The organism is Dietzia sp. CQ4, assembly GCF_014145125.1.
In the GTDB taxonomy this organism is placed as follows: Bacteria; Actinomycetota; Actinomycetes; order Mycobacteriales; family Mycobacteriaceae; genus Dietzia; species Dietzia natronolimnaea.
In genome coordinates this window covers 15,772-37,928 of the sequence record NZ_JAALDZ010000011.1, presented here as the reverse complement: position 1 = coordinate 37,928, position 22,157 = coordinate 15,772, and the positions used below count along the sequence as shown (strand labels likewise).

21 protein-coding genes, 1 pseudogene and 1 riboswitch are annotated in these 22,157 nt (G+C 70.0%); of the genes and pseudogenes, 9 read left to right on the top strand and 13 right to left on the bottom strand.

Features of this window, described 5'->3' with window-relative positions; genetic code table 11:
• Positions 1-11: 11 nt before the first annotated feature.
• Complete coding sequence (locus G6031_RS00605; RefSeq protein WP_182652104.1) at positions 12-1,151, bottom strand: DUF4192 domain-containing protein; 1,140 nt, start codon at positions 1,149-1,151, stop codon at positions 12-14.
• 266 nt (positions 1,152-1,417) lie between these two features.
• Between G6031_RS00605 and G6031_RS00600 the strand changes: the two genes are divergently transcribed.
• From G6031_RS00600 to G6031_RS00570, 7 genes are all read left to right on the top strand, one after another.
• Complete coding sequence (locus G6031_RS00600; protein ID WP_182652103.1) at positions 1,418-2,353, top strand: PAC2 family protein; 936 nt, start codon at positions 1,418-1,420, stop codon at positions 2,351-2,353.
• A 41-nt stretch (positions 2,354-2,394) separates the two neighbouring features.
• Complete coding sequence (locus tag G6031_RS00595; RefSeq protein WP_182652102.1) at positions 2,395-4,941, top strand: DUF3516 domain-containing protein; 2,547 nt, start codon at positions 2,395-2,397, stop codon at positions 4,939-4,941.
• A gap of 84 nt (positions 4,942-5,025) precedes the next feature.
• Positions 5,026-5,484, top strand: coding sequence for a DUF3817 domain-containing protein (locus G6031_RS00590; protein WP_179525201.1), 459 nt, complete (start codon positions 5,026-5,028; stop codon positions 5,482-5,484).
• On the top strand, positions 5,481-6,107 hold the full coding sequence (locus G6031_RS00585; protein ID WP_179525200.1) for a TetR/AcrR family transcriptional regulator: 627 nt from the start codon (positions 5,481-5,483) through the stop codon (positions 6,105-6,107). Before G6031_RS00590 ends, G6031_RS00585 begins: the two co-directional genes overlap by 4 nt.
• A 60-nt stretch (positions 6,108-6,167) precedes the next feature.
• Entirely contained in the window at positions 6,168-6,983 is an 816-nt protein-coding gene (locus G6031_RS00580; RefSeq protein ID WP_182616409.1) for an NUDIX hydrolase, read from the top strand.
• A gap of 63 nt (positions 6,984-7,046) precedes the next feature.
• The gene (locus G6031_RS00575; protein ID WP_179525198.1) at positions 7,047-7,985 is read left to right on the top strand and encodes a hypothetical protein; all 939 of its coding nucleotides are present in this window, start codon (positions 7,047-7,049) and stop codon (positions 7,983-7,985) included.
• Between the two features lie 57 nt (positions 7,986-8,042).
• Positions 8,043-8,585: a hypothetical protein gene (locus G6031_RS00570; RefSeq protein ID WP_095719006.1), complete on the top strand. Its 543-nt coding sequence runs from the start codon at positions 8,043-8,045 to the stop codon at positions 8,583-8,585.
• Positions 8,586-8,588: 3 nt separating this feature from the next.
• On the opposite strand, the gene G6031_RS00565 is transcribed toward G6031_RS00570, so the two are convergent.
• Both G6031_RS00565 and G6031_RS19135 read right to left on the bottom strand, forming a co-directional pair.
• Positions 8,589-8,873: a YchJ family metal-binding protein gene (locus G6031_RS00565; protein WP_277815223.1), complete on the bottom strand. Its 285-nt coding sequence runs from the start codon at positions 8,871-8,873 to the stop codon at positions 8,589-8,591.
• Positions 8,874-8,912: 39 nt separating this feature from the next.
• Positions 8,913-8,966, bottom strand: a pseudogene (locus G6031_RS19135) (SEC-C metal-binding domain-containing protein); the annotation flags it as partial.
• A 73-nt stretch (positions 8,967-9,039) separates the two neighbouring features.
• Here G6031_RS19135 and G6031_RS00560 point away from each other — a divergent pair.
• Complete coding sequence (locus G6031_RS00560; RefSeq protein WP_182652101.1) at positions 9,040-9,288, top strand: hypothetical protein; 249 nt, start codon at positions 9,040-9,042, stop codon at positions 9,286-9,288.
• 29 nt (positions 9,289-9,317) lie between these two features.
• Positions 9,318-10,874, top strand: a complete 1,557-nt coding sequence (locus G6031_RS00555) for a fatty acyl-CoA synthetase (RefSeq protein ID WP_182652100.1) — start codon at positions 9,318-9,320, stop codon at positions 10,872-10,874.
• A 37-nt stretch (positions 10,875-10,911) separates the two neighbouring features.
• On the opposite strand, the gene G6031_RS00550 is transcribed toward G6031_RS00555, so the two are convergent.
• The 10 genes from G6031_RS00550 to secA2 form a co-directional block, all read right to left on the bottom strand.
• Positions 10,912-11,745 (bottom strand): alpha/beta hydrolase, encoded by an 834-nt coding sequence (locus tag G6031_RS00550; RefSeq protein ID WP_179525194.1) that lies wholly within the window; start codon positions 11,743-11,745, stop codon positions 10,912-10,914.
• A 27-nt stretch (positions 11,746-11,772) separates the two neighbouring features.
• Positions 11,773-12,600, bottom strand: a complete 828-nt coding sequence (locus tag G6031_RS00545) for a hypothetical protein (RefSeq protein WP_182652099.1) — start codon at positions 12,598-12,600, stop codon at positions 11,773-11,775.
• A gap of 46 nt (positions 12,601-12,646) precedes the next feature.
• Positions 12,647-15,541 (bottom strand): aminomethyl-transferring glycine dehydrogenase, encoded by a 2,895-nt coding sequence (gene gcvP, locus G6031_RS00540; protein WP_095719000.1) that lies wholly within the window; start codon positions 15,539-15,541, stop codon positions 12,647-12,649.
• Positions 15,542-15,716: 175 nt separating this feature from the next.
• Positions 15,717-15,813: riboswitch (glycine riboswitch) on the bottom strand.
• A gap of 33 nt (positions 15,814-15,846) precedes the next feature.
• Entirely contained in the window at positions 15,847-16,488 is a 642-nt protein-coding gene (locus G6031_RS00535; protein ID WP_095718999.1) for a MerR family transcriptional regulator, read from the bottom strand.
• Between the two features lie 252 nt (positions 16,489-16,740).
• Positions 16,741-17,241, bottom strand: a complete 501-nt coding sequence (locus G6031_RS00530) for a bifunctional nuclease family protein (RefSeq protein WP_095719041.1) — start codon at positions 17,239-17,241, stop codon at positions 16,741-16,743.
• Positions 17,242-17,310: 69 nt separating this feature from the next.
• Positions 17,311-18,045, bottom strand: a complete 735-nt coding sequence (locus G6031_RS00525; protein ID WP_182652098.1) for a MerR family transcriptional regulator — start codon at positions 18,043-18,045, stop codon at positions 17,311-17,313.
• Positions 18,042-18,461 (bottom strand): FHA domain-containing protein, encoded by a 420-nt coding sequence (locus G6031_RS00520; protein WP_176475132.1) that lies wholly within the window; start codon positions 18,459-18,461, stop codon positions 18,042-18,044. The genes G6031_RS00525 and G6031_RS00520 overlap by 4 nt, the downstream gene beginning before the upstream one ends.
• A gap of 121 nt (positions 18,462-18,582) precedes the next feature.
• Positions 18,583-18,987 carry a glycine cleavage system protein GcvH gene (gcvH, locus tag G6031_RS00515; protein ID WP_095718996.1) on the bottom strand — a complete coding sequence of 135 codons (405 nt, stop codon included), beginning with the start codon at positions 18,985-18,987 and terminating at the stop codon, positions 18,583-18,585.
• 48 nt (positions 18,988-19,035) lie between these two features.
• The gene (locus G6031_RS00510; protein WP_095718995.1) at positions 19,036-19,800 is read right to left on the bottom strand and encodes a CDP-alcohol phosphatidyltransferase family protein; all 765 of its coding nucleotides are present in this window, start codon (positions 19,798-19,800) and stop codon (positions 19,036-19,038) included.
• Positions 19,797-22,094: an accessory Sec system translocase SecA2 gene (gene secA2 / locus G6031_RS00505; protein WP_182652097.1), complete on the bottom strand. Its 2,298-nt coding sequence runs from the start codon at positions 22,092-22,094 to the stop codon at positions 19,797-19,799. Before secA2 ends, G6031_RS00510 begins: the two co-directional genes overlap by 4 nt.
• Positions 22,095-22,157 lie beyond the last annotated feature (63 nt).

Here is a 22,157-nt window from a genome sequence, read left to right as displayed (position 1 = left end):
GTCGGACCCGCTCAGGCCGCGGCCACCCGTCGGAGCCGCTCGGGCGCGAGTCCGTTCTCCAATCCGTGGAGGAGCAGTCGGGCCAGCGAGTTCGCCGGATCCGCTGCCACCGCCGCCTCGAGAGCGGACCGCGCGTGGACCCCGCTGCCGGCGAAGTAGGCCGCGGCTCCCAACAACAGCAACGCCACCGAGCGTTCGCGGCCCGGCCGGCGGCGCGCGAGCGACCACCAGAGCAGGCGGCGGCCGTCGCGATCGCACAGACCCCGGTGGGCCAGGCGCCGGTAGACCTCGTCCCGCACGGCGATGTCCAGCAGGACGCGTCCGATCCCGGCCAACTCGTCGTCGTCGAGTTCCTCCCCGTCCTCCAGGCGGCGTTCCGCGTCCTCGTGCGCCCTCACCGCGCGGTCCACCTCGAGGGCCCCCTCCAGCCGTGCGGGTCCCCGACCGTGCGGATCGTCGTCACACGCCCCGTGGTCCCGCACCTGGTACAGCCGCTCGATCTCTGCCCGCGAACCGGCCCGGACCCGCCCGTCGAACGCGTGGACCGCGGCGATCTCCGTCGAGTCCGGGTCGACCTGCGTTCCCCGGACCATCCCGAACAGATCGACCCACGGCGAGCCGTGTGCGAACCCGCCCACCCCGTAGGCGCCGACGACCTGCGTCCCGGCCAGCCCCAACCAGTACTCGAACGCCGCGGCGGCGTCCTCCGCGCGGAGACCGGCGGAGTGCCCGTCCGCACAGTCCTCGTGAACCACCACCAGGTGGACGTCGGTCACCCCCTCCCTCGAGCAGAACCGGGCCAGCCCACGAGCCGGACCGTCGTCGGCCACGACCGGTGAGGGCTCACCCTCCCCGGAGCGGCAGTCCTCCGCACCGCCCCGCCCGTCCGCACCGCCCCGCCCGTCCGCACCGTCCCGTCCGTCTCCTTCCCCGGGTGGCGATCCGGGACCTCCGAGCAGGCCGACATCCATCCTGACGACCGGCCCGGCGTGACCGTCCGCGGTCCGCCCGCATATCACCACCACCGATCCGGGCCCCGGCGGGAACCCCAACATCGACGGGATGGACGCGATGAGCTCCTCCGGAGAGGAGATCACCACCGTCCGAGGGTCGTCCACACCGTCGTCACCGATCCGTCCGTTCGCGGTCATCGTCGTCCACCTGTCTCGTCGTCTCGCGGCCGCTCCCCGGCCGAGAGTGGCCCGCGGGTGCCGGTGCACCGGATCAACTTTCTGACACTCCACCTGCGGTGTCCCGGAGGAAACCCGCGGGGGGCGACCCGCTGTGGAGCCCGCGGCACGGTGGGGAATCAACTGCGGCCCGCCGTCGTTGGCAAAGAGGAGAAACCCCGTCCCGGTGGGACGATCAGTTCGGACCGGACCGGACGGCTCGGGGTGTTGCGACGAGAGGAGTCGACATGGCCAGGCACAGCGATCTGTACCGACTGATCGAGCCCGTCCCCGATCTGCGATCGGAATCCGGACAGGGTCCGGTGCTCGTGCATGCGTTGGAGGGTTTCTCCGACGCCGGCCAGGCGATCCAGGGCGTCACGGAACACCTCAAGGAGAGCCTGGACTCCCAGTTGATCGTGGAGTTCGACGCGGATGAGCTGGTGGACTACCGCTCGCGTCGACCGCAGGTGCGGTACTCCTTCGACCACTTCGCCGGATACTCGGAGCCGACCATCCAGATGCACGCGGTCAAGGACGCAGGCGGGACCTTCTTCCTGCTGCTCTCCGGCCTGGAGCCGGACCTGAGGTGGGACGGGTTCACCGAATCCGTGATCGACCTCGCCGGGTCGTTCGGGGCCCGGATGTCGGTCGGTCTCGGCGCCATCCCCCTCGGGGTACCGCACACCCGCCCGACCCAGTCGAGTGCACACGCCAGCGACGTCGACCTCATCCGTGGCTTCACCGCGTGGCCCGGGGAGTTCTCCGTCCCGGGGAACGTGAGCGCGCTGCTGGAGCTCCGGATGGCCGAGCACGGCATCCCGTCCGCGGGCTTCACCGTCCACGTACCCCAGTACCTGTCGCAGACCGCCTACCCCGCGGCGGTCCTCAACCTCGTCGGCAACATCGCCCAGATCTCCCAGCTGGAGCTGCCGTCCGGCGAGCTCGAGACCGCCGCCCGGGACTTCACCGCACAGGTGACCGCCCAGATCGCCGACAGCCCGGAGATCCGGACCGCCGTGGAGCTGATGGAGAAGCAGTACGACGAGTTCATGGAGTCCCGCCACGGCTCCGACTCGCTCAACCCCGGCGGCACACCGCTGCCCTCCGGCGACGAGATCGGTGCCGAGTTCGAGCGGTTCCTCGCGGCGCAGACCGGCGACGACGAGCCTCGCGCCCGCTAGCACGGACGGACGGTCGCGGCCGGGCGACTAGGCTCGGTCGGGTGCAACTGCCCGAACTCCTCGCCGACCTCGACGACGTCCCCTCCGACCTCCTGGAGGAGGCGGTATTCGACGCCTTCGTGGCGTGGGCCGCCGACCAGGGACTGACGCTCTATCCGGCGCAGGAGGAGGCGGTCCTCGAGGTGGCGGCGGGTAGCCATGTCGTCCTGGCCACGCCGACGGGGTCGGGCAAGTCGCTGGTCGCCCTGGGGGCGCACTTCTCCGCCATGGCCCGCGGGGTGCGGAGCTATTACACCGCGCCGATCAAGGCGCTCGTCAGCGAGAAGTTCTTCGCTCTGTGCGCGGTGTTCGGCGCCGAGAACGTGGGGATGCTCACCGGTGACGCCGCGGTCAACGCCGACGCACCGATCATCTGCGCCACCGCCGAGATCGTGGCCAACATCGCCCTCCGGGAGGGCGCAGCCGCGGAGATCGGCCAGGTGGTGATGGACGAGTTCCACTACTACTCCGAGCCCGATCGGGGCTGGGCCTGGCAGGTCCCGCTCATCGAACTCCCCGACACGCAGTTCCTGCTGATGTCGGCGACGCTCGGCGACGTGGACTGGCTGATCGAGGATCTCCGTACCCGGACCGGACGGGAGTGCGCGCTGGTCGGGGGCACCGAGCGACCTGTCCCCCTGACGTTCGACTACGCACTGCGCAGCATCCACGAGTCGGTCGAACTCCTGCTCCGGGATGACAAGGCACCCGTCTACATCGTCCACTTCACCCAGGCCTCGGCCCTGGAACAGGCCCAGGCGCTGACCTCGGTGGCGGTGGCCACCAAGGAGCGCAAGGCCGCCATCGCCGAGGAGATCGGCGGATTCCGGTTCACGACCGCGTTCGGCCGGAACCTGCGCAAGCTGCTCATGCACGGAATCGGGGTCCACCACGCCGGCATGCTCCCGAAGTACCGCCGCCTCGTGGAACGGCTCGCCCAGGACGGGTTGCTCACCGTCATCTGTGGGACCGACACCCTCGGCGTCGGTATCAACGTCCCCATCCGGACCGTTCTGTTCACGGGGCTCACCAAGTTCGACGGACGTCGGCAGCGTGTCCTCAAGGCCCGGGAGTTCCACCAGATCGCCGGCCGTGCGGGCCGAGCGGGGTTCGATACCGAGGGTCTGGTGGTGGTGCTGGCTCCCGAGCACGAGGTCGAGAACGCCAAGGCCGCGGCCAAGTCGGCCGCCAATCCCAAGAAGAAGGGCAAGTCGGCCAAGAAGAAGCCGCCGGAGGGGTTCGTCAACTGGTCCCGCTCGACGTTCGACAAACTCGTCGGCGCCCAGCCCGAGCAGCTCACCAGCCGCTTCGAGGTCAACAACGCGATGCTGCTCAACGTGATCTCGCGTCCGGGGAGCTGCTACGCCCACATGCGGCACCTCCTGCTGTCCTCGCACGAGACCCGGGCCCGGATCCGGCAACACGTGCTGCGCTCGATCGAACTCTTCCGCGGGCTCGAGACCGCCGGCATCGTCGAGAGGATGGCGGAGCCGGACGACGACGGACGGCACGTCCGTCTGACGGTGGACCTCCAACGGGACTTCGCGCTCAACCAGCCCCTCGCCCCGTTCGCGATCGCCGCGATGGAGGTCCTCGACCCCGACTCCCCCACCCCGGTCCTGGATCTGGTCTCGGTGATCGAGTCCGTCCTCGACGACCCGCGCCCGATCCTCTACGCACAGCAGCGGGCCGCCCGCGGCGAGGCGATCGGGGCGCTCAAGGCAGAGGGGGTGGAGTACTCGGAACGGATGGAGCTGGTCGAGGACATCTCGTGGCCCACACCCCTCGGTGACCTCATCGCGGACGCCTACGACGCCTACCGGGCCGGGCACCCGTGGGTGGCGGGGGTCGAGCCCTCCCCGAAGGCGGTCGTCCGCGAGATGGTCGAGCGGGGGATGACCTTCTCCGATCTGGTCTCCGCGTACGGACTCAGCCGGTCGGAGGGTTCCGTCCTGCGCTACCTCACCGACGCCTACCGTGCGCTGCGGCAGACCGTTCCGGCCGACCTGCGGACCGACGAGTTCGACGACCTGGTCGAATGGCTCGGGGAACTCGTCCGCCAGGTCGACTCGAGCCTGCTGGACGAGTGGGAACTGCTCACCGACCCCGAGGTCTCCCCGGACCAGGTGGCCGAGCTCGCCTTCGGTCAGTCGAGCGGCACCACCCGGCCCGTCACCGCCAACTCGCGGGCGTTCCGGGTGATGGTCCGCAACGCGATGTTCCGCCGCGTGGAGCTTCTGTCTCGAGACGACATCGACACCTTGGTGCAACTCGACGCCGACGTCCCGCTCCATCCCGACTGGGACACCGAGATCGATGCGTACTGGGACGAGTACGACGCGATCGGAACCGGGCCCGCGGCGCGCGGACCCGCCCTCTTCTCCGTCACCGAATCGGGCGACGGGGTGGAGCCGGGGACCTGGAGGGTCCGGCAGGTGCTCGACGATCCGGAGAACGACCACGGCTGGGCCGTCGAGGGTGTCGTGGACCTCGGCGCCAGCGACGAGGCGGGCGAGGTCCGGTTCGCGTCGCTGACCCTCGCGGGGTGACGCAGCGGGGAGGCTGAACCGGGCCGCGGTTCCGGTGTCCGTACGATGACCGACGAACACCGATCCGACCCCTGGAGGACATCTGTGACCCCCCGCATCCTGTACAAGAGGCTCGCGCTCGCGGAGGTGATCACGTGGACGCTGCTGATCCTGGGCATGGTCGGCAAGTACGGGTTCGGTCTCGACTGGGCCACCACGGTCGGTGGCAGCATCCACGGTTTCGTGTTCCTGTGCTACACCGTGGCGACGATCGCGGTCTGGACGGACAAGCGCTGGTCGGCGGGGACCGGCCTGATGGGCCTGGCGTCCGCGGTCATCCCCTACGCCACCGTGCCGTTCGAGAGGTCCGTCGAGCGCCGCGGGCTGCTCGAGGGACACTGGCGGCTCGGGCCCGGAGGCGAACAGTCGCGCACCCTCGCCGAGCGCACGCTGGCCTTCGCGCTCCGGTCCCCGGTCGTCGCGCTGGTGGTGACCCTCATCGTGGTGGCCGTGGTCTTCTCGCTCCTCCTGGTGGCGGGCAAGCCCACCGAGTGGTTCTCGTGACCCTAGCCCGTGAGCCGGGACGCCGGGAGCTGAACAAGGCGGACAAGCAACGCCGGATACTGGCCGCCGCCCGCGACCTGTTCTTCCGCAACGGGTACTCGTCGGTCACCACCCAGGAGGTGGCCGATCAGGCGGAGGTCGGCACCGGGACACTGTTCAGGTACGCCCAGTCGAAGGGCGAGCTCCTGTGCATGGTGGCCAACGAGGAGTTCCGCGCCATGGTCGAGACCGTCCCGGATACCGGGGACCCCGTCGAGGATCTGGTCACACTGTGCGACCCCCTGTTCTCCGCCCTCGAGAACCAGCCGGAGAACATCGTCGCCTACCACCGCGAGACGGTCTTCGGGGAACCCGGCCCGCACCGGGCGGAGGCGCAGCGCATCCTCGGGGAACTCCGGGGCATCATCGGACTCGTGCTCGCCCGGCACTCCCCGCGGGCACCGGAGGCGGAGGACCTCGACGGTCCCGCCCAGACCGTCTTCGACGTCCTGTACATGAGCATCGTCCGTTCGGGGATCGACCGGTCGCCCGGTCGCGACCACCGAGCCGACCTCCGCGAGCACGTCGATCGTGTCCTGCACGGAGTGCTGGCACGTCGGGTGTCCTCCGACAGCACGTACTGACGGCGCCGTCCGGCCACCCCGACGAACCGTCCTCCACCGCGCCGGGTGAGACTTGTCCGCATGACCGAAGGCAACGACCCCACCGCCCGCCCGATCAAGGACGCGTCCACCGTGATGGTGATGCGGGACTCCGATCGCGGACCCGAGGTGTTCGTCGCACGCCGCGTCCGCGGGATGGCGTTCGCCGGCGGCATGACGGTGTTCCCGGGCGGGGGCGTGGACGCCTCGGACGACGATCCGGATGTCGCCTGGTCCGGCCCCGCGCCCGCGTGGTGGGCCGAGCGGTTCGACTGCGACGTGCCTCGAGCGCGCCGGTTGGTGTGCGCGGCGGCGCGGGAGACCTTCGAGGAATGTGGCGTCCTCCTCGCCGACCACCTCGACGGCTCCCCGGTCGCGGACGCCGGCCGGTACCACTCGAGCCGCGAGGAGCTCGAGAGCCACCGGCTGACCTTCAGCGCGTTCCTCGCCGACGAGGATCTCTCACTCGCGGCGGGCAGACTCCGCCCCTACGACCACTGGATCACGCCCTCGGTGGAATCGCGGAGGTACGACACGAGGTTCTTCCTCGCCGCGCTACCGGAGGGACAGGAACCGGATGACCTCACGACCGAGGTCGACCTGACCATGTGGGCCCGCCCCGTCGACCTCCTCGAGGACTTCCGTGCCGGCCGGTCCATGCTCCTCCCCCCGACGTGGACCCAACTCCGCGTCCTCGCCGGGTTCCCCGACGTCGCGGCAGCACTGGACTCCGAGCGCAGGATCGTTCCCGTCCAGCCGGAGGTCGTCGAGCACCGTGGCGGGGTGCGCGTGCGCTTCGACGGTTCGGACGAGTACTGGTCCGACTACCAGGCGGGCCGGCCGGAGGCGGGGAGCTGATCACTCCCACCGGACATCCCGAAGTACCGACGTGCTCGGCTGTGCGGTGGTTGACTGCCACTCATGCGGGATTTCGAGTTCGACGTGGACGCGTCGATCGCTGCCGGGTGGAACCGCTTCGCGACCCGCCTGGCCGGACTACTGCGTGACCTCGTCCCGGGAGCCACGTTCGACCTGGCCGTTCCCGTCCTCGGGTCGCCGTCCACCCGCACCCCGTACGTGCGTTTCACCGCCACCGGCGGCGGCAGCGTCCACGCGGAGGTCTCCGGCGGCGGGTCCGAGGATTCGCCGGAGCCGCTGGGGCCCGTCCGGCTCGACCAACTCATGGCCCTCGGTTGGGCGCTCCGGCGCCCGACCGACCAGGGTGCTCCGGGGGCGGACCTCACGTTCCCGGTAAACCGTGCACCCGAGGTGGCGCACCTGGTCGCCGGCACGATGGAGCGCGTCTTCGGGATCCCCCACCCGGTATTCCTCCATGACGTGTCCGATCCGGAGGACGCGACCGGGGCCGGTTCGGGTGAACCCGTGTCGGCGGACGCCGACTTCCGGTCGCAGCCCATCGCGACCCCGGACGAGGCGACCAGAGCACTACAGTCGGCTCTGTCGGAGGTCTACGAGCGTCGGGTCACACCCGACGAGCATGACGTGTTCACCGTTCCCGCCGGGTGTGTCCTGCTGTTCGTCCGTGCGCACCGCTCGCTCCCCCTCGTCGTGTTCCGGAGCCCACTCGTGTCCTCCGTGGAGGATCCCGCGGCCGCGGAGACCGAGGTCGCGATCCTCAACCGGGACTCGCTGTGGTGCAGGTACGTGTTCGACGGCCAGACGATCTCCGCCGAGGCGGAGTTCGTCGACCGGGTGTTCGTCCCGGTCAACTTCAAGATCCAGTTGGCCGAGATCTCCGCCGAACTCGACGACGTCTACTCGGATCTCGCGCACCGGGTCGCGGGCAGACGATGGCGTGACCTGCGCGCCTCCGATGACCACCGTCCCGGTGAGCAGTAGGATCTGAGACCGTGCCGGGACGGGCCCGGTGTGAGAACTCGCCCCAGGAGCGCCTACATGCGTCGCGCCGTCCTCGCTGCAGTGATAGTGACCGCGGCCGTCTCCACGTCGGGTTGTTCACCGGCCTCCCTGTTCGGCGATGACGACTCCGCGGGCGTCCCCGTCCCGACCGCCCAGCAGTCCGGACCCCTGCCCTCGTCGCAGCAGTTCGACAGGCCGTTCCCCGTGGCCGGAGAATCGTGGGACGCCACCGTGACCCTGTCCGACCTCCGCATCGTGCCCTCGACCACGTACTCGGACGCGGTCGTGGTGGTGGACGTCCGCGCGGTGCAGGCGTCCGGTCAGCCGGAACTGGGCCCGGAGGACTTCTCGGCCTTCGACCCGTCGGGGCGACCGTTCGAGCGGATCGAGAACCCCGCGGGGACGGTCGAGGACCCACTCGTGCCCTCGGTTCTGAGCTTTCCCGGCGAGGAGATCCGGGGGATGGTCGCCTGGACGATGCCCAGAGGGAACCGTATCGGGCGCATCGACGTGACCGCCCCGAGGACGATCGGTTCGGTCACCGTGACCCGCCAGCCGGAAGACCCGACCGCCACCTAGGGCTCAGGACGATCCCGTGCCCTCGAGATACGTCCATCGACCACCTCTGCGCTCGAACGCCGATCGCTCGCGCATGACACCGGGGCCCTCGGGCCCGACATACCGGGCCTCGAACTCCACCGTCCCGGTCCGGTCGGCGGGGCCACCGGCAACCACGTCGAGGATCGCGAGGCCGGTCCACTCGACGTCACCTGCCTCCACCCGAGCCGGCCGCGTCCGCGGGCTCCAGGTGCGCCAGAGGTGGTCCTCCCGACCCAGAACGAAGGCCGTGTACCGCGATCTCATCAGTTGCTCCGCGGTCTCGGCCGGGACACCATCCTCGACGAGCGGTCCGCAGCAGCGATCGAACGGGCGCCGGCTCCCGCAGGGACATGCGTTCACGTCGCCCTCCTCCGTCCACCCGCATCCGCGATCAGGCTACCCACACGACGACCGGTTATCCTCAAGCCCAGAGATGTCCAGCTTCCGTGCACTGCCCTTCCGGCCCCGGCGACAGCCCGATCCCGACGGCGTCCCCCTACGGGTCCGCTCGTGCCGCGACCTGTGCGAGTGGACGAGAACCCCGGTGGAGGGCCGCGGTGAGCCCATGTTCGCGTGCCGAGGGTGCGGATCCCAGTGGGTCCCGAGCGAGCACTGGACCCCGCGGGACAGCAACGGGGCGGTCCCTCCGGAGGTGTTGGAGATCGTCGCCGCCGAACCATGATCTCGCCGGCTGACCTCTAGGCTGAGACGATGACCACACCCCCTCGATTCCCCGGTCCAACCGTGAGTTCCGCGACGGTCGACGCCGTCCTGCGCCGGGCGGCGGCCCGGTTCCCCGACCGCGTGGCACTCACCTTCGCCGAACGCCGGTGGACCTACGCGGCGCTGGACTCCGCGGTCGACCGGGTGGCCACGACCCTCGCCGGCCAGGGCCTCGAGGACGGCGCCCGGGTTGCCGGCTACGGGGTCAACTCCGATGCCTATCTCATCGGTTTCCTCGCCACCTCCCGCGCCGGGTTCACGCACGTGCCCGTCAACTACGCCCTGACCGGCGGCGAACTCGAGTACCTGTTGACCGACTCGGGGGCGTCCCTGGTCCTGGTGGACCCGGCACAGGCCGCCACGTTGTCGGACGTACTCGAGACCATGCCGGGGCTGCGCTCCCTGCCGCTGCTGCCCCGTGAGGGGGAGACCGCGGACGGCACCGTTCTGGGTTCGGCGACGGACGACTCCCCGTGTACCCCGGTGCAGTCCCCCTCCACCGGCGACGATCTGGCCCAACTCCTCTACACCTCGGGGACGACCTCACGCCCCAAGGGCGCGATGATGACCCATTCCGCGCTCGTCCACGAGTACGTGAGCTGCATTCTCGCCCTGGACCTCACCGCGGACGACGAGCCGCTGGTGACCATGCCGCTCTACCACTCGGCCGCGATGCACGTGTTCGCGCTCCCCTACCTCTCCCTGGGGGCGACGGTGCACCTCATGGCCGCCCCGGACATCACCGAGATCCTCCGCCGGGTCGAGGTCGACAGGATCGGCTCGCTCTTCCTCGCGCCGACGGTGTGGGTGCCGTTGGCCTCACATCCGGACCTGGAGTCCCGGGACCTGTCGAGTCTGCGCAAGGCCCAGTACGGCGCCTCGATCATGCCGGTGACGGTGCTCCAGCGCCTGCGCGGCACGTATCCCGACCTCGGGTTCTACAACTGCTTCGGACAGTCGGAGATCGGCCCACTGGCCACCGTCCTGCGCCCGGAGGAGCATGACGCCCGCCCGGCGAGCGCCGGCCGACCGGTGTTCTTCGTGGACGCCCGCGTCGTCGACGAGACGGGCGCAGAGGTCGCGGACGGCGAGCGGGGCGAGGTGGTCTACCGGTCTCCGCAGTTGTGCACGGGTTACTGGAACAAGTCGGACGCCACCGCCGAGGCGTTCCGCGACGGGTGGTTCCACTCCGGCGACCTGGTGGTGCGCGACCCGGAGGGGTTCATCGAGGTCGTCGACCGCATCAAGGACGTCATCAACACCGGTGGTGTCCTGGTGGCGTCCCGGGAGGTCGAGGACGCGGTCTACCAGGATGAGCGCGTGGCGGAGGTGGCCGTGATCGGCACACCGGACGACAAGTGGATCGAGGCCGTCACCGCGATCGTGGTCCTCAGGGACGACGTCCACGCCACCGAATCCGAGATCATCGACGGCACCCGCGCCCATCTCGCGCCGTTCAAGGTGCCGAAGCGGGTCGTGTTCGTGGACGAACTGCCCCGGAACCAGTCGGGCAAGCTCCTCAAGCGGGAACTGCGCCAGTCCTGACACCGGGACCGTGCCCGACCCACCCGGGTCTCCGGCGTCAGCCGATCCTGTCCAGGACCTCCGCGGCCACCACCTCGGGGGCTTGTTCGGGGAGCCAGTGCCCCATGCCCGCCAGCGGGACGAAGCGGTACTCCCCCGCCATCCGGGAGGCGGTGGCCTCGGCACCGGAGCGCCCGATCGCTGGGTCGTCCTCCCCCCACAGATAGGTCGTGGGGACCGACACGTCGGGCAGGTCGTACCGCCGCATCGCGCGGTACCAGTTGAGCGCTCCCGTCAGCCCCGCCCGCGTGCCGACCACCTCGAGGTGCTTGGCGATGAGCTCGTCAGACACGTGCTCGTCGAACATCGCCCGCAGACGTCGGGCTCCGTCCTCGAGCAGGACGTCCTCGGCTTTCCCCTCCTGGCGGAAGAGGGCGAAGTAGGCTGATCGGGCCTGCTGGTCCGGGTCGGACTGCAGAGCCCACGCGAAGGCCGACAGGTGGGGGACGGACACCACCGTCAGGCTCGACACCCGCCCGGGGTGGTGGGCGGCGAGCCACCATGCGACCGATGCCCCCCAGTCGTGGCCGAGCACGTGCACCGTCTCCAGACCGAGATGGTCGACGATCGCCAGGGCGTCCGCGCTCAGGTGCTCGATCGCATAGGCCCCGACGTCGTCCGGGCGTGCACCGGCCGAGTACCCCCGCTGGGCCGGAGCGACGACCCTGAGTCCCTGCTGCGTCAGCACCCCGGCGACCGCCTCCCACTCCCACGGGGATTCCGGGAAGCCGTGCAACGCCAACACGGTCCCGCGCTCGGGCCCGGTGGTACGCCAGTCCAGTACGTCGAGGGTGCCGGCCGGGATGTCGACGGTCATGCTCTGCGGTTCCATGGAGCGGACACTATCTTCTCCGCTGGTTCACCGCGGGCGGCCGCCGCGCGGACTCTCCGCGGACGACCCCGACTGCGCGACCATCGAGCGCCGGTCATGCCAGTCGCGCACCACCCACGTCTCGACCACGAGCGGGTCGACAGCGGCCTCGTCCGCCCACGCGGAGATCACGTCCAGATACCGCTGATACCGGCGTGGCGTCATGCGACCGAGCGAGTCGATCTCGGTCCATCCCGCGTGGACCAGCGTGGCGATCCCGGCCGAATCGACGGGAACGATGGTCTGGTCCGACCACGCCATTCCCAGGGACGACAGATAGAGCGAGGCGAGCGGGAACCCGAGATCGGGCACCCCCCTGCCAGCCCTGCCGTACGGCGCGCCGTTGCGGAGCAGGTTCATGGCCTCCGCCGGGGCGTCCAACCAGTCCGCCACCTCGTGCAGGACCAGGGGATATCCGTGAGGTGACACCGAGCGCCACGCGGAGCGGTCGCGCTCCGGTACACGGAAGTCCGGCAGACCCCTGCGGACGCCCGATCGCTGCGGGTGCCCGGCGAGCCAGGCCGCACACATGTAGAGCGCGACCACGGACTCCTCCAGGCTGCCCCGAGCCCTGCGGCCCGCTGCCCAGAGGTCACTCCTGCGGAGGTATCCGGACCCGGACTCGACCCGGCCGCCGTCGGGCCCACCGGCGACCAGCCGGAGGTCGACCCCTCGCTCCGCCAGCCTGAGGTTCCACAGGTCGAGGTCGACCTCCACGTATTCGTCCGCCACCAGCAGTGCCGGAGGCTGGGCGCGACACCACGTCAGGCACGAAGAGGGGAGATCTGGAACGGGACGGGAACCGGTCGTCGTCATGCCCGCACGGTGTCACGCGGGTACGACAACGCCGGCCCCCTGCGCCTCAGTCCTCGGCGAACGCGTCCAGCGGAGGGCAGGAACACACCAGATTGCGGTCGCCGTACGCGCCGTCGATCCGCCGCACCGCGGGCCAGACCTTGGGGCGCCACTCCGAACCCAGCGGGTAGCCCGCCAGGCTGCGCGGGTAGGCGTGCTCCCACTCGTCGGCGGAGACGCTCTCGGCGGTGTGGGGAGCCCCGCGCAGCGGATTGTCTTCCACGGTCCACTCTCCCGAGGCGACCCGGTCGATCTCGGCGCGGATCGCGGCCATCGCGTCACAGAAGGCATCCAGCTCGGCCAGGTCCTCACTCTCGGTGGGCTCCACCATGAGCGTGTTGGGCACCGGGAAGCTCATCGTGGGCGCGTGGAAACCGTAATCCGCCAGCCTCTTGGCCACGTCGTCGATCGAGATGCCGACCGAGTCGATGAGCGGCCGGAGGTCGAGGATGCACTCGTGCGCCACCCACCCGCCGTCCCCGGAGTACAGCACCGGGAAGTCCGGGCCGATCCGCCGGGCCAGGTAGTTGGCACTCGCGATCGCGGTGAGGGTGGCACGACGCAGCCCGTCCGCGCCCATCATGCGGACGTAGGCCCACGTGATGGGGAGGATCGAGGCGGATCCGAAGGCGGCGGCCGAGACCACCGCGCCCGAACCGAGACCCTCCTCGTAGGGGTGGCCGGGCAGGAACTCGCGCAGGTGCTCGGCCACCGCGACCGGGCCGACCCCGGGACCGCCACCACCGTGCGGGATGCAGAAGGTCTTGTGCAGGTTGAGGTGGCTCACGTCGCCACCGAACCGCCCCGGACGGGCGACACCCACGAGCGCGTTGAGGTTGGCCCCGTCGATGTAGACCTGTCCCCCGGCGTCGTGGACGATCGCGCAGATCTCCTCGATGTCGTGCTCGTACACCCCGTGGGTCGAGGGGTAGGTGATCATGATCGCCGACAGCTCGGCCGCGTGCCGGCCGACCTTCTCGCGGAGATCGTCGACGTCGACGTCCCCGTTGGGTCGACATCCGACGACGACGACCTTCATCCCCGCCATCACCGCGGACGCGGCGTTGGTCCCGTGAGCCGAGGACGGGATGAGGCACACCCTGCGATCCTCGTCGCCGCGGGAGCGGTGGTACTGCCGGATCGCCAGCAGGCCCGCGTACTCCCCCTGGCTGCCCGCGTTGGGCTGCAGACTCACCGCGGCGTAGCCGGTGATGTCGACGAGCCACTGCTCCACGTCGGCCACGAGCCGGCGGATCCCTCGGGTCTGCTCGACCGGTGCGAAGGGGTGGAGGCCCGCGAACTCGGGCCACGTGATGGGCTCCATCTCCGTGGTGGCGTTGAGCTTCATGGTGCAGGAACCCAGCGGGATCATGGTGCGGTCCAGCGCCAGGTCCTTGTCCGCGAGGGCTCGCAGGTACCGCAGCATCGCGGTCTCGGTCCGGTACCTGACGAACGCCTCGTGCTGGAGGAAGCGCGAGGTCCGGTCGCCGTAGGCGGGATCGACGAGGATCTCCAGCTGTCCGGCGTCCGCGATGTCGGCGACGTCACCGCCGAACGCCTCGAGGACGAGCGCGAGGTGGTCCCCGGTGGTGGCCTCGTCGCAGGAGACGGACACGTGGTCGTCGTCGACCCTCCACAGGTTCACCCCCCGCTCGGCGGCGGCGGCGAGCACCTCGGAGGCACGGCCGGGCACCCTGGCCAGGACGGTGTCGAAGAAGTCGGCGTGGACGACCTGGACACCCGCGGCGACGAGGCCGTCGGCCAGGACCGCGGCATGGGAATGCACGCGCCGGGCGATCGCCGCCAGGCCCTCCGCTCCGTGGTACGAGGCGTACATCGCGGCGACCACCGCGAGCAGGACCTGAGCGGTGCAGATGTTGGACGTGGCCTTGTCGCGGCGGATGTGCTGCTCGCGGGTCTGCAGCGCCAGCCGGTAGGCCGGCCGACCGTCGGCGTCCGTCGACACGCCCACGAGGCGGCCCGGGAGGTTACGGGCGTGGGCGGTGCGACAGGAGAGGAAGCCGGCGTGGGGGCCACCGAAGCCCATCGGGACACCGAAGCGCTGGGACGAGCCGAAGCAGGCGTCCGCACCCTTGTCCCCGGCCGGGGTGAGGACGGTCGCGGCGAGCAGGTCGACGCCCGCCGCCACGAGGACTCCCCGGTCGTGGCATTGGTCGATCAGCCCGGCGACGTCGGCGACGCGGCCCGAGGCACCCGGCGTCTGCACGAGTGCTCCGAAGAAGTCGCCCTCCGGCAACCCGTCGTCGATCAGGTTCGCGGTGACGATCTCGATACCCAGCGGCTCGGCGCGGGTGGCGAGGATGGCGGCGGTCTGTCCGAAGACGTCCGTGTCGACCGCGAAGCGGGGGCTCTTCGAGGACCGGTTGGCCCTGCGGAGCATCGTCATGGCCTCGGCGGCCGCGGTCCCCTCGTCCAGCATCGAGGCGCCCGCCATGTCCATGCCGGTGAGGTCGGCGACCATGGTCTGGAAGTTGAGAAGAGCCTCGAGTCGGCCCTGGCTGATCTCCGGCTGGTAGGGGGTGTACCCCGTGTACCAGGCGGGGCTCTCGACGACGTTGCGGCGGATCACGGCCGGGGTGAGCGTGTCGTAGTACCCCTGCCCGATCATGGAGACCGCGACCTCGTTCCGGTCGGCGAGCACGCGCAGCGCGGCGAGTGTGTCGGACTCGGACAGGGGCTCGGGCAGCGCGTCGATGCCCGCTGCCCGGCCGTCGGGACCCACCTCGTCGAGGATGACCGACGGGAACGCGCGCTCGGCGAGCTCGTCGAGCGAGTCCACGCCGATGGTCCGCAGGATGTGGGCCAGGCCGTCGGCGTCGGGTCCCAGATGGCGGGCGACGAACTCGCCTCCGGTCCGGGCGGTGTGCGGGGTCGTCGTCACAGGTGCTCCTCGAAGGGCGGGGCCGCCCGGACGGGCGGCCTGCGGGCCGGTGCTACCCTCTCCGCTCTGTCCCCAACCGGCTGACGCCGGCGCCTGAGAGATTCACGGGACCCACCTGTGGGCCGCGCTTTCCCCGTGGGCGGGTGGTCTGTTCCACCGCTCTCCAGAGGCGTTCGACGACTACACGGTCCGGGTGCCTGAGAGATTCTCGGAGAGGAGTTGCTCCTTCGGCGCCCGCGGTGGATACCGCGGGACTCTCCCGTGAGTCGCGTGAACGCACCGCCGAGTCTAGACGACTCCTCCGATCAGCCCGTACGCCGCGAGGCGCGGGCGCGGCGACGGGCCGCCAACTCGTCCTCGAGGGGCTCGATGACGTCCTCGGCGGAGACGGTCTCGGCGGGGAACTCGGAGATCGACCCGGCGAGCTCCCGCATCGCACCACCGATCCCGATACCGAAGACTCCCTGTCCGCCCTGGAGGAGGTCGAAGACCTCCTCCTTCGAGGTGCACTCGAACACCGTGCGACCGTCGGAGAAGAGGGTGATGGTGGCCAGGTCCTTCACTCCCCGGGAGCGGATCTGGTCCACGGCCTTCCGGATGTTCTGCAGCGAGATCCCGGTGTCCAGCAGTTGCTTGACGATCTTGAGGACGAGGATGTCTTTGAACGAGTACAGGCGCTGGCTGCCGGACCCGGCGGCGTTGCGGATCGACGGCACCACCAGATCGGTCCGGGCCCAGTAGTCGAGTTGCCGGTAGGTGATGCCGGCGATCTGGCAGGCGATCGGCACGCGGTATCCACTCGTGCCGTCCGGGATGCCGTCGTCGGGGAACAGTCCCGGTTGCACCTCGTCGAACGTGGCCTGGGTGGCCTCGACGTCGCCTCCGAAGAGACCCTCCGTGTGCGTACCGGTGGAGGACGACTCCGGATCCCGGGTGTGGTCGGCCACGATTGCTCCCTCAAGCTGTGGGGTGCCGCCGCTGTCGCGGGGACACGGTGCCGGACTCTGTCGAGTCCGGATCCTTGAACACGTGAACACCATCGGTGTAGTTCACTGGGAGCAACGCTAGGCCCGCGAGGGTCCGCGATCAATAGGACACGCGGTAAACCTCAACCTCAAGTTGAACTTGAGACCTGGCCGCGACCTGCGCACTGGTGCTGGAGTGGCTCCTGTGGAGACGGAAATACCTGGTCGCAGCGCTCAGGACGTGGGGCCGCCGGGCTCCTGCGGAGCGTCTCCACCACCGAGGAAGTCATCCGGGCTCACCTGGTCGAGGAACTCACGGAACGCCTCCACCTCCTCCTCGCCCTGCTCCACCAGCGAGATCCCGACCTCGTCGAGCACCTCACGGCTGACCAGGACCGGGGACGAGGTCCTCAGTGCCACGGCGACGGCGTCCGACGGCCGGGCTGAGACCCGCGTGCCCTCGAAGACGAGCTCCGCGATGAACGTCCCCTCGGACACCCCCACGATCTCCACCTGCTCGAGTGGATGGGCGAAGGTCTCGAGGAGCGTCGCCACGAGATCGTGGGTCAGCGGCCTGCCCGGCTGCACGCCCTGCTGCTGGAGACTGATCGCGGCGGCCTCGGACGCTCCGATCCAGATCGGGACGTACCGCCCCCCGTCCTTCTCGTGCAGGATCAGTACTGGTGCGTACTCCGGCTCCTCGAAACGGATGCCGACGACGTTCACCTCTCGCATGTTCTTTCCCATGTCCTCCGCCTCTCCCACGGGTCCAGCCTAGCCCCGATCCGTCCCGGGGCGCGTGCGTCAGGACTCCAGCGCGTGCCGGACGGCCACGGTGACGAGCGTGGAGTGCAGAGCGACCGACAGCGCGGCGATCTCCCGGGCCAACTCGGCGGCGCGATCCCGTGCATCCGCGTCGCCCTGCCGTGCCACCGGGCCGGCGATCTGGGTGATGAGGCCCGTCTGCCGGTCGGCGGCCGTCCGGAAGCCCCGCAGATGACGGACGTCCACGCCGTGGCCGGCGAGGTCGTGCGCCGTCCGCGCGACCAGGACCGCCTCCGGGTCGAAGAATCCGCCGGGGCCGGCCACGATGAGCCCGGCGTCCGCGAGGGAACCGACGAGCTCCGCGTCCACCCCCGACTGCTCGACCACGTCCTCACGGGTGAGGCGCAGAACGGTGTCGCTGCGGAAATCGTCCGGGGTCGACCCCGGCACACCGTCCCCGCCGGGCCGCGGGAGCAGGGCGGTCGTGGACCCGTCCGCGATCGCGGAGTCGAGCGCCTCCAACTCCTCACGGATCACCTTGAGGGGCAGATACCGGTCGCGCTGCGCCGTGAGGACATAGCGCAACCGTTCACGATCCCCGACGCTGAACCGGCGGTACCCGCTGGCGGTCCGCTCGGGGGTGACCAGTCCTTCGTTCTCGAGGAACCGGACCTTCGACACCGTGAGGTCCGGGAACTCCGGACTCAGGAGTGCGATGACGCCGCCGATGGAGAGGTGTCCCTCCTCGGTGGCGCCGTGTCCGGCGGCTGTCACTGCCCGGGCGTACCCGTCAGGAAGACGAGGCGGAACTTGCCGATCTGGACCTCGTCGCCGTTCGACAACGAGGCGGAGTCCACGGGTTCGCGGTTGACGTACGTCCCGTTCAGGGATCCGACGTCGACGACGTTGAACGTACCGCCCTCGCTCCGGAACTCCGCGTGGCGACGACTCACCGTGACGTCATCGAGGAAGATGTCGCTGTCCGGATGGCGGCCGGCCGACGTGGTGGCCTGGTCCAGGAGGAAACGGGAGCCCGCGTTGGGCCCTCGCTTGACCACCAGGAGCGCCTGCCCCTCGGGCAGTCCCTCGACACCGGTGACGGCGGGCTCGGACTGAGCCGCCTGCTGATCGGACTCGTTGAGAAGCTCCGCGCGGAACACCGAGGTGGTCTCGGCGGTCGCCTCGGGCATGTTCTTGTTCTCGGTCACGTTCGTCTCTCCTCGTCCGAGCCCGGGCGTGGGGCTCACCATGCGGTGCCTGCGATTCTATGTCGGACCGTCCGGCCGCGGGGCCGGGGGCGGTCCCTACCCCTCAGCCCTCCGTGATCTTGGCGTATCCGTCCGAGTCCAGCGTCTGCTCGAGCTGCGTCTCCAGATCGTCGACGTCCGGGATCTCGAGGACGACGATCCACCCCTCACCGTACGGGTCGGAGTTGACCAGCTCGGGCGACGTCTCGAGGGCGGTGTTGACCTCGACGACCTTCCCGCTCAGCGGCGCGTACAGGTCGGAGACGCTCTTGGGCGACTCGACCTCGCCGAACGGTTCACCCGACTCCGTCTCCCCGCCCACGTCCGGGAGCTGGACGAAGACGATGTCACCCAGCTTGGACTGCGCGTACTCGGTGATGCCGATGCGAACTCGGGTGTCGGACACCCGCTCCACCCACTCGTGCTCGTCGGTGTACCGGAGCTGGTCGGGGATGTTCTGGTCACTCACTGACGTGCCCTTCTCGCGTGGCTCACTTGGCGTGTACAACTGGCGACATTACACACCGCCGGACGGCTCCACTGCAGTAGATCCGGGACGGCGCGGGGGCACGGCGCGGGCGATCCTCCAGGCCTGCCACAGGTAGATCGCGCCGCTCCACGAGTAGAGGCCCACACCCCAGTACAGACACGCCTCACCGAGGATCAGGAACGCCTCCCCTCCGGGGACCCCCGCGAACCCGGCGAGAAGCAGTGGGAGGGACCAGAACAGCGCGAACGTGGCGGCCTTGCCCAGGTAGGTGACCTCCGGTTCGATCCCTCTCCGGCGGTACACCGGCACGGTCCCCACCAGCAGCGCGTCCCTGACCAGGAGGACCACCACGACCCAGACGGGGATGTACCCGGCGACGGCGAAGGCCACGGGCACGGCGGCCACCAGGATGCGGTCGGCCAGGGGGTCGAGACGCTCGCCCCAGGTGGATCGCATGTTCCACAGACGTGCGATCTTGCCGTCGAGCCAGTCGGAGACGACCAACGCACCGAGGAGCCACAGCGCCAGGGGCGGGTCGTCCCAGACCAGGATGCTCACCACGAGCACCGGGATCAGGGCGATGCGCGCCAGCGAGATGACATTGGGAAGCGTCCAGAACCTGTCGCTGACCCGGGGGTCACGCGGCGGCGGTTCGTACCCGAGGCCGGGTGGCACCGCGGCGGAGAGGTGTCCGTCGCGCGGTTGCGGGATGCGCGCACCGAGGACCCTGCCCTCGCCGGTCCGCCATTCCCTCAGATCGGTCTCACGCCGTCCCTCCCGCGCCGCACTCATCGGAAGGTCGACATCATCCCGGAGAAGACGTTGCCACCCGCCGCCATCGGGTTGTCGTGGACCATATAGGTCCACGTCGAGGTGGGCCGCGCCATAGCGTTGGCGACGAGATCCACCCCCGAATCGGTGAACTCGATCTCGGCGAAGGTGGTCTCCGACTCCCGGACGGCGTCCGAGGCGAGGTCTCTGAAGTGGTCGATCGCGATCCGGTGGAACTCGTCGAGAGGGTTCTCCCGACCCAGTGCCCTGAGGTGGATGGACTCGCGGACGTCGTTCATCGTCTCCAGGTGACGGGCCCAGCCCCGGTCGAGATGCCACAGCATGATGTCCCGGCACCCCTGCACCACGGCATCGCGGCCGTGCGCCTCCACGAGTTCGGCACTGCGCGCCGGATCGTGCGCGGTGAGTTCCTCGAACGCCTTCTCCGTGACCAGGAGGGCCGCCCGGCGCTCGGCGAGGATGGCGCGTTGCTCGGCGAGCAGTCTGCTGTACCGCCAGGTGTTGGAGTGGATCGCGAGCATCTGCCCCTCGGTGACGCGCTGCGCGTGGTCGACCGCGTCCCGGCCTCGGTTGCCCTTGAGCAGCCCGCTGATCCTGTCGTGCGAGGTGGGGATCTTCTCGGGCTCCAGGGCCGAGGTCACGACCGGATCGTCCATCGCGGCGAAGAACACCGAGCTACCGGGGTCCCCCTGACGCCCGGCGCGCCCCCGCAGCTGGTTGTCCAGCCTCTCCGTCCGGTGCCGCCCGGTACCCACCACGTGCAGACCGCCGAGTTCGACCACCTCGTCGCGGCGGGATTCGTCGGACCCACCCAGTCTGATGTCCGTGCCGCGGCCCGCCATCTGGGTCGAGACGGTGACGTTGCCCACGTCCCCCGCCTCGGCGATGATGGCCGCCTCCTCCTCGTCGTTCTTGGCGTTGAGCACCACGCACTCCACGCCCTTCTCGGACAGTCGTGCGGCGAGTTCCTCCGACTCCGCGACGTCGTGGGTACCCACGAGCACCGGCTGGCCGGTCGAGTGGACGGCGGCGATGTGCTCGACGACGGCGCGGGTCTTGCTGTCGACGTCGATATACGTTCGATCGGCCTCGTCGACCCGGACGCAGGGGGTGTTCGGGTCGATCTGGGAGACCCCGAGGGAGTAGAACTCACGCAGCTGCGCCCCGGCCGCGAGGGCCGTTCCCGTCATCCCGCACACGCGGTCGTATCGGCCGATGAACGCCTGGACCGTGATGCTGTCGAGGATCTGACCGGCCTCGGAGACGGCGACCCCCTCCTTGGCCTCGACGGCCGCCTGCAGCCCGTCCGGCCACCGTTGCAGTTCGGCGACGCGACCCCGCGAGGCGTTGATCAGCTGGACCCGCCCGTCACGGACGATGTAGTCCACGTCCCGCCTCAGCAGGAAGCACGCGTGGAGTGCGACGTTGACCTGCACCAGCGTCGTGGCGACATGCTCCTCGTCGTAGAGGTCACCGATCCCCAGTTCGCCTTCGATCGCCTCGGCGCCGTCGTCCGTCAGGAAGATGTTGCGCCGTTCGGAGTCGGTCTCGTAGTGGCGGCCCGGTCGCAGTTTCCGGACCGCGGAGAGGATCTCCCCCGTGGGCGCCTCCCCGGAGGTGGACCCGGCGAGCACCAGCGGGACCAACGCCTCGTCGACGAGGACCGAGTCGGCCTCGTCGACCAGAGCGACGTCGGTCGTGGGCGCGATGAGGTCCGCGGGATCGGTGACCAGCTGCTCCCGCAGCACGTCGAAACCGATCTCGGAGACGGACCCGTAGGTGATGTCGCAGGAGTAGGCGCCGCGACGGTCCTCGCGGGACGACGACTCGGTGACGTGACCCACCGTCAGCCCCAGCAGCTCGAACATCGGCCCCATCCACCGCGCGTCCCTGGCCGCGAGATAGTCGTTGACCGAGATGACGTGAACGGTGTGCCCCTGGAGTGCGTAACCCGCCGCCGCGACCGCACCCGAGAGGGTCTTGCCCTCTCCGGTCGCCATCTCCACCACGTCCCCCGCGAACATCCTCAGAGCTCCCTGGAGTTGGACGTCGAACGGCCTCAGTCCGACGGCCCTCGTCGCGGCCTCTCTGGCCAGAGCGAGGAAGCGTGCGAGGTCCTCGGGGGACTCGCCGAAGAGCTGCAGATCGTGGGCGGCGTCCGCGAACTCGGCGTCGTCCATCCCCGAGGCCCAGTCGTCGAACCCGTGGGACGCCTCGACCGCACTCTGCGCGCGCGAGGTGTCCCGGCCCTGGGTGGAGCCCATCAGCTTCCAGAAGCGGTTGGCGAATCCCACGCGTGGAGTCCTTCCCGGTCTACAGAACAGTTGATGCCACCGTACGCAGGGGCTGACGGTGTC

Coding starts and splice junctions, on each gene's coding strand:
- G6031_RS00605 (WP_182652104.1), bottom strand. CDS start 1,151: ATGACCGCGAACGGACGGATCGGTGACGACGGTGTGGACGACCCTCGG.
- G6031_RS00600 (WP_182652103.1), top strand. CDS start 1,418: ATGGCCAGGCACAGCGATCTGTACCGACTGATCGAGCCCGTCCCCGAT.
- G6031_RS00510 (WP_095718995.1), bottom strand. CDS start 19,800: ATGAGTGCGGCGCGGGAGGGACGGCGTGAGACCGATCTGAGGGAATGG.
- G6031_RS00550 (WP_179525194.1), bottom strand. CDS start 11,745: ATGGAACCGCAGAGCATGACCGTCGACATCCCGGCCGGCACCCTCGAC.
- G6031_RS00575 (WP_179525198.1), top strand. CDS start 7,047: ATGCGGGATTTCGAGTTCGACGTGGACGCGTCGATCGCTGCCGGGTGG.
- G6031_RS00580 (WP_182616409.1), top strand. CDS start 6,168: ATGACCGAAGGCAACGACCCCACCGCCCGCCCGATCAAGGACGCGTCC.
- G6031_RS00570 (WP_095719006.1), top strand. CDS start 8,043: ATGCGTCGCGCCGTCCTCGCTGCAGTGATAGTGACCGCGGCCGTCTCC.
- G6031_RS00560 (WP_182652101.1), top strand. CDS start 9,040: ATGTCCAGCTTCCGTGCACTGCCCTTCCGGCCCCGGCGACAGCCCGAT.
- G6031_RS00555 (WP_182652100.1), top strand. CDS start 9,318: ATGACCACACCCCCTCGATTCCCCGGTCCAACCGTGAGTTCCGCGACG.
- G6031_RS00545 (WP_182652099.1), bottom strand. CDS start 12,600: ATGACGACGACCGGTTCCCGTCCCGTTCCAGATCTCCCCTCTTCGTGC.
- G6031_RS00530 (WP_095719041.1), bottom strand. CDS start 17,241: ATGCGAGAGGTGAACGTCGTCGGCATCCGTTTCGAGGAGCCGGAGTAC.
- G6031_RS00520 (WP_176475132.1), bottom strand. CDS start 18,461: ATGCCCGAGGCGACCGCCGAGACCACCTCGGTGTTCCGCGCGGAGCTT.